Here is a 4,753-nt window from a genome sequence, read left to right as displayed (position 1 = left end):
CCTGCGCCAGCCGGCAGGCCCTGAGGCCGCGCCGCCGGCGCCAGCACCGGCGCCGCAGGCCACGGCCGCCTCCGGCACGGTCACGACCACCTCGGCCCATCCGGTGAATGTCCGCAGCAGCCCGGCGGGCGGGGGCGCGGTTGTCCGCGTGGTTCCCCGCGCTTCCCTGCTGCGCGTCTTTGGCGAAGCGCCGGGCGGCTGGCTCCAGGTGGGCGAGGAGCAGCCGATCGGCTGGCTGCACAGCTCGATGCTGGAGCGCTAGAGCGTCTTCCGTTCGCCCTGGCTCGCTCCACCTGCTCTCGCTTCTTGTTGTTGCGAACATCCTCGCCCGGTCAGGCGAGGCTCAGAGGTCCTCCAGCCGCTCCACGTAACGCAGCCCGGCTTTCTCCAGCGCCGGGCGCATGTTGTAGAGGTCGAGGCCCAGAACGCCGGAGGCCAGCTTCTCGCGCTTCTCGCCCTCGTTCGCCTGCCGCTTCTCGGCGACGGCGAGGGTGGTGGCGATATCGGCGGCGGGCACCACCACCACGCCGTCGTCATCGGCCACCACGATATCGCCCGGCCGCACAGCGACACCGGCGCAGACCACCGGCACGTTCACCGAACCGAGCGTCGCCTTCACCGTGCCACGCGCCGAGATGGCGCGGGACCAGACGGGGAAGCCCATCTCCCGCAGCACCGCCACGTCCCGCACGCCGGCATCGATCACCAGCCCGCGCACGCCGCGTGACTTGAGCGAGGTGGCGAGCAGGTCGCCGAACATGCCGTCGGTATTGTCGGTGGTGCAGGCCACCACCAGGATATCGTCCGGCTGGCATTGCTCGACGGCGACATGGATCATCCAGTTGTCGCCCGGCTGCGCCAGCACCGTCACGGCGCTGCCGGCCACCGAGGCGCCCGGCCAGACCGGGCGCATGTAAGTCTTCATCAGGTTTGGCGCGCGGCCGGAAGCCTCGTGAGTGGTGGAAACACCCAGCGGCGCGAAGCGGTCGATCACCGCCAGTTCCGCGCGCGGATTACGCGTGACGACGACGGGCGTCACGCCAGAACCTCGACCGCATCGGGGAAGATGGTCTGGTAGGCCTCGCCATATTTCATGGCCTTGCCGGAATTACGGCCGCCCTGCATGCCGCGGTTCAGTGCCACGCGTTCATAATAGTCCCAAAGGTGCCGCTGCGCCGGAAGCTGCTCGAAGGCCTTCCACTTCGTCTCCCAGACCTCGGTGATGTTGAGGATGCGGTTGGGCTTGAAGTCGCACTGCTCGGGCTGATGCGGCTCGAACTGGAAGACCTGCGGCGCGGAATAGGTGACGCCACCAGGGCCTGGCTTATGGCCGGCGGCCTGGGCGACAATGCGCGCCTCCTGCGCGATGCGCGAGGCTTCCGGATGATCGACGTTGTAGGGGTCCTTCACCGCATGGGTCAGGACAAAGGAGGGGTTCACCTCGCGGTAGATGTCGATCAGCCGCTCCATCATCGCATCCGTGATGCGCAGCGGGTAATCGCCGGCATCGAAGAACTCGATCTCGGCGCCGAGCACGGCGGCGGCGGCCTCGGCCTCGGCCTTGCGGGCTTCCTTGCACTTCTCCAGCGTCATGCCGGGCTGCTTCCAGGCGCCCTGGCTCTCGCCGCGCTCGCCATAGGACATGCAGACGATCTTGACGCGGTAGCCCATCTTCGCGTGCAGCGCGATGGCGCCGCCGGCGCGCCAGACGAAATCACCCGGATGCGCGGTGACGACGAGGCCGGATTTTTGCGTGCCAGACATCGGGATAATCCTCAGCGCGCCCAGTAGAGGCGGTCGGGGTTGTCGATCAGGATCTTGCGGCGGGCGGTCTCGTCCTCCACGGCCAGGGCCAGGATGTCCACGAGGTCGCCGTCATTCGGCATGTCGCCCGCGATATTCGGATGCGGGAAATCGGTGCCCCAGAGAGTCCTGTCCGGCGCCACCTCGGCCAGCTTACGCGCGAAGGGCATGGCGTCGTGGAAGGGCGCGCCGGCGGAGGTCACGCGCTCCGGCCCGCAGATCTTCACCCAGGCCAGTTCATTCTTCATCAGGTCCAGCAAACGGCGGAAGGGTTCCTGTTCCAGCCCGTTCTTCGCCTGCACGCGGCCCATGTGGTCGATGACGAAGGGCACCTTGATGCGGCGGATGCGTTCCTCATGCTCCAGGATATCGCCCGCATCGAGATGCAGCACGACGTGCCAGCCCAGCGGCTGGATCTTGTCCAGCACGCGATCAAAGACCTCCAGGTCCGGCGTGCCGCCCAGGTGCTTGACGAAGTTGAAGCGCACGCCACGGACGCCGCCCGCATCCAACTCCTCCAGCCCCTTGTCGGTGATGCTGCCATCCACGATGGCGACACCGCGATAGGCGCCATCGCTGCGCTGGATGGCATCGATCATGGCCGTGTTGTCGGTGCCGTGGCAACTGGCCTGCACGATCACGGCGCGGTCCACGCCCAGGATGGAATGCACCCGCCGCAGGTCCTCCACCGGCGCATCCGGCGGCGTGTAGGAACGGTCCGGCGCGTAGGGGAACTTATTGGCCGGGCCGAAGACGTGGCAGTGGGCATCCACCGAACCCGGCGGCAGCTTGAAGGCGGGCGTCTTGGTATAAGGGTCGGGGCCCTTGCAGGTCTTGATGCTCATTGCTTCTCGATTCCAGCCTTCTCGATGACACCGGCCCATTTCTCGGCCTCGGCGGACAGCCGCTGGCCCAGGGATTCAGGGGTGCCGCCATGCGCTTCCACGCCGGCATCCAGCAACTGCTTGCGGATATTGGCATCCGCCAGCACGGCATTCAGTTCGGTGTTCAGGCGCGCGATCACCGGCTCGGGCGTTTTGGCGGGCGCCACCAGCGCGTTCCAGGAAGTCACCTCGAAATCCTTCAGCCCTGCCTCGCGCAGTGTCGGCACATCCGGAAGATTGGCGGCCTGCTCGGTGGATGTAACAGCGATGGCGCGCAGCGAACCGTCGCGAATCTGGCCCATCAGCGGCGCCACGATCTCGAAGGCCACTGTCACGTCGCCGCGCAGCAGGGCGGTCAGCAGGGTGGGGGTCCCGTTGAAGGGCACCGTCACAGCCTCGACACCCGCGGCGGTCTTGAACAGCTCGGCCGCCAGGTTCTGCGTGCTGCCGACGCTGATGGTGCCGATATTCGTCCCCGAAGGGTCGCTCTTCAGCTTCTGCACCAACTCCTGCACGCTGCGGATGGGCGATTTCGGCGACACCAGCAGCGCGATGGAGAAGGTGCCCATCAGGCCCACCGGCACGAAATCCTTGATGGGATCGAAGGGCAGGGAGCGGAACAGCGACTTGCTGATGGCATGGGCATTGGTCGCCACCATCAGCGTATAGCCATCGGCGGGGGAGGAGGTCAGCGCCTGCCCGGCGACGATGCCGCCGGCGCCGGGGCGGTTCTCCACCACCACCGGCTGCTTCAGCCGTTCCGACAAGCCCTGGCCCACGGCGCGCGCGGTCAGGTCCGCCACGCCACCAGCGGCGTTGGGCACCAGCAGGCGGATGGGCCGGTCAGGGAAGTTGCCCTGGGCGGCGGCGGGGCTGGCCCAGGGGGCGAGCAGGCCGGCGGTGCCGCCCAGCGCGGCCAGGCGCAGGGCCTCGCGGCGTCGAAGCATCATGGATCATCCTTCTCAGGCGGCGCCTTTCCGGCGCCGCGGCATGGCCGTATCGGGCGGCGCGGTTACTCGGCGGCGGGCCGGTGGCGCATCGCCTCGGTCAGGGAATCCAGCAGCGGCTCCAGCTCGGGCTTCAGCAGGCTTTCGCGCGGCAGGGCGCGGCCCTGCTGGCCGGCCCAGTCCTGCCGCTCCGCGATGGCGCGGCTGAGCAGCGGTTCCACCCCGGCCTCGTCCACCGTGCGGGCCACCTCCCGCATTTCCTCGGCCCGGCGCTTGCCGTGCAGCAGGGCGCGGCTGATGACGTAGCCGGCCAGCCGGCGCCAGTCCTCATGCGGCAGGGTGTCGGAGAGGGAGCGCAGCACATCGGCCTCCACGCCGTAATGGCGGGCGGCGAGCATGCATTCGGTGGTCAGCGCCTCCAGCCCCTTCACCATGACGCTGCGGCACATCTTGACCGAGGAAGCCTTACCGATCTCGCCCGGAAAGACCTTCAGGTCCATCCCGAAGGGTTCCATCAGCTCCATGAAGGCCGCCGCATGCGGGCCGCCCAGCAGCATGGGGGAACGCAGGCCCTTGGGCGGCACGCTGGCCATCACCGCCGCCTCGACATAGCGGCCGCCGGCGGCTTCCACGGCCCGCGCCGCCGCCTGCTTGGTGGCGGGGGAGACGGAATTCACATCCACCACGAAGGGCCGGTGCGACAGCCCGCCCGCCAGGGATTCCGCCGCCGCCAGTGCCGATCCAGCGGTGACGGAGATGAAGATCACATCCGCACTCTGCGCCGCCTCGGGCGCCGAGGCGGCGGCATCGGCGCCCGCGCGTTCCAGCGCCGGGGCCGCGATGTCCCAGGCCCGGATGGCACCGGCGCCGCCCGCCCGCAGGTCGCGGGCGAAGATGCCGCCGACCTCGCCGAAGCCGATGATCGCGAAGCGTGTGCTATTGGTGGTCATCGCCGTCTCCTGTTCTCAGCCGAGGTTGGCGGGCAGGCCGTCCCAGACCTCATCCACCGTCAGCGGGCGTGGCAGCATGCCCTGTGCCGTCATGTAGCCCAGCGCCAGTTCGATCACCGGGCGCAGCGCGGCGCGGCCCATGGGCGCCCGCCCGCGCGGGCCCGGCGGC

The 4,753-nt window shown here is 69.0% G+C and carries 6 protein-coding genes; 1 reads left to right on the top strand and 5 read right to left on the bottom strand.

Annotated elements, in window-relative coordinates; genetic code table 11:
• Nucleotides 1-262: SH3 domain-containing protein (locus tag IBL25_RS24530; protein ID WP_187781085.1), on the top strand; the 262-nt coding region annotated here is incomplete at its 5' end.
• An 81-nt stretch (nt 263-343) separates the two neighbouring features.
• Here IBL25_RS24530 and IBL25_RS24525 read toward each other — a convergent pair.
• The 5 genes from IBL25_RS24525 to IBL25_RS24505 form a co-directional block, all read right to left on the bottom strand.
• Nucleotides 344-1,039 carry a 4-carboxy-4-hydroxy-2-oxoadipate aldolase/oxaloacetate decarboxylase gene (locus tag IBL25_RS24525; protein WP_187781084.1) on the bottom strand — a complete coding sequence of 232 codons (696 nt, stop codon included), beginning with the start codon at nt 1,037-1,039 and terminating at the stop codon, nt 344-346.
• Nucleotides 1,036-1,764, bottom strand: a complete 729-nt coding sequence (locus tag IBL25_RS24520) for a PIG-L deacetylase family protein (protein WP_187781083.1) — start codon at nt 1,762-1,764, stop codon at nt 1,036-1,038. The genes IBL25_RS24525 and IBL25_RS24520 overlap by 4 nt, the downstream gene beginning before the upstream one ends.
• Before the next feature lie 11 nt (nt 1,765-1,775).
• The gene (locus IBL25_RS24515; protein WP_187781082.1) at nt 1,776-2,648 is read right to left on the bottom strand and encodes an amidohydrolase family protein; all 873 of its coding nucleotides are present in this window, start codon (nt 2,646-2,648) and stop codon (nt 1,776-1,778) included.
• Nucleotides 2,645-3,637: a Bug family tripartite tricarboxylate transporter substrate binding protein gene (locus tag IBL25_RS24510; protein ID WP_238940645.1), complete on the bottom strand. Its 993-nt coding sequence runs from the start codon at nt 3,635-3,637 to the stop codon at nt 2,645-2,647. The genes IBL25_RS24515 and IBL25_RS24510 overlap by 4 nt, the downstream gene beginning before the upstream one ends.
• 62 nt (nt 3,638-3,699) lie before the next feature.
• The gene (locus tag IBL25_RS24505; protein ID WP_187781081.1) at nt 3,700-4,584 is read right to left on the bottom strand and encodes an NAD(P)-dependent oxidoreductase; all 885 of its coding nucleotides are present in this window, start codon (nt 4,582-4,584) and stop codon (nt 3,700-3,702) included.
• Nucleotides 4,585-4,753: the final 169 nt, after the last annotated feature.

Source organism: Pseudoroseomonas ludipueritiae, assembly GCF_014490445.1.
Lineage (GTDB): Bacteria > Pseudomonadota > Alphaproteobacteria > Acetobacterales > Acetobacteraceae > Pseudoroseomonas > Pseudoroseomonas ludipueritiae.
The sequence above is the reverse complement of the archived record's forward strand: the minus strand, read 5'-3'. Positions and strand labels throughout refer to the sequence as shown.

Bases quoted from the DNA above. Each gene is read 5' to 3' on its own strand.
- IBL25_RS24515 (WP_187781082.1), bottom strand. From the start codon at position 2,648: ATGAGCATCAAGACCTGCAAGGGCCCCGACCCTTATACCAAGACGCCC.
- IBL25_RS24505 (WP_187781081.1), bottom strand. From the start codon at position 4,584: ATGACCACCAATAGCACACGCTTCGCGATCATCGGCTTCGGCGAGGTC.
- IBL25_RS24510 (WP_238940645.1), bottom strand. From the start codon at position 3,637: ATGATGCTTCGACGCCGCGAGGCCCTGCGCCTGGCCGCGCTGGGCGGC.
- IBL25_RS24520 (WP_187781083.1), bottom strand. From the start codon at position 1,764: ATGTCTGGCACGCAAAAATCCGGCCTCGTCGTCACCGCGCATCCGGGT.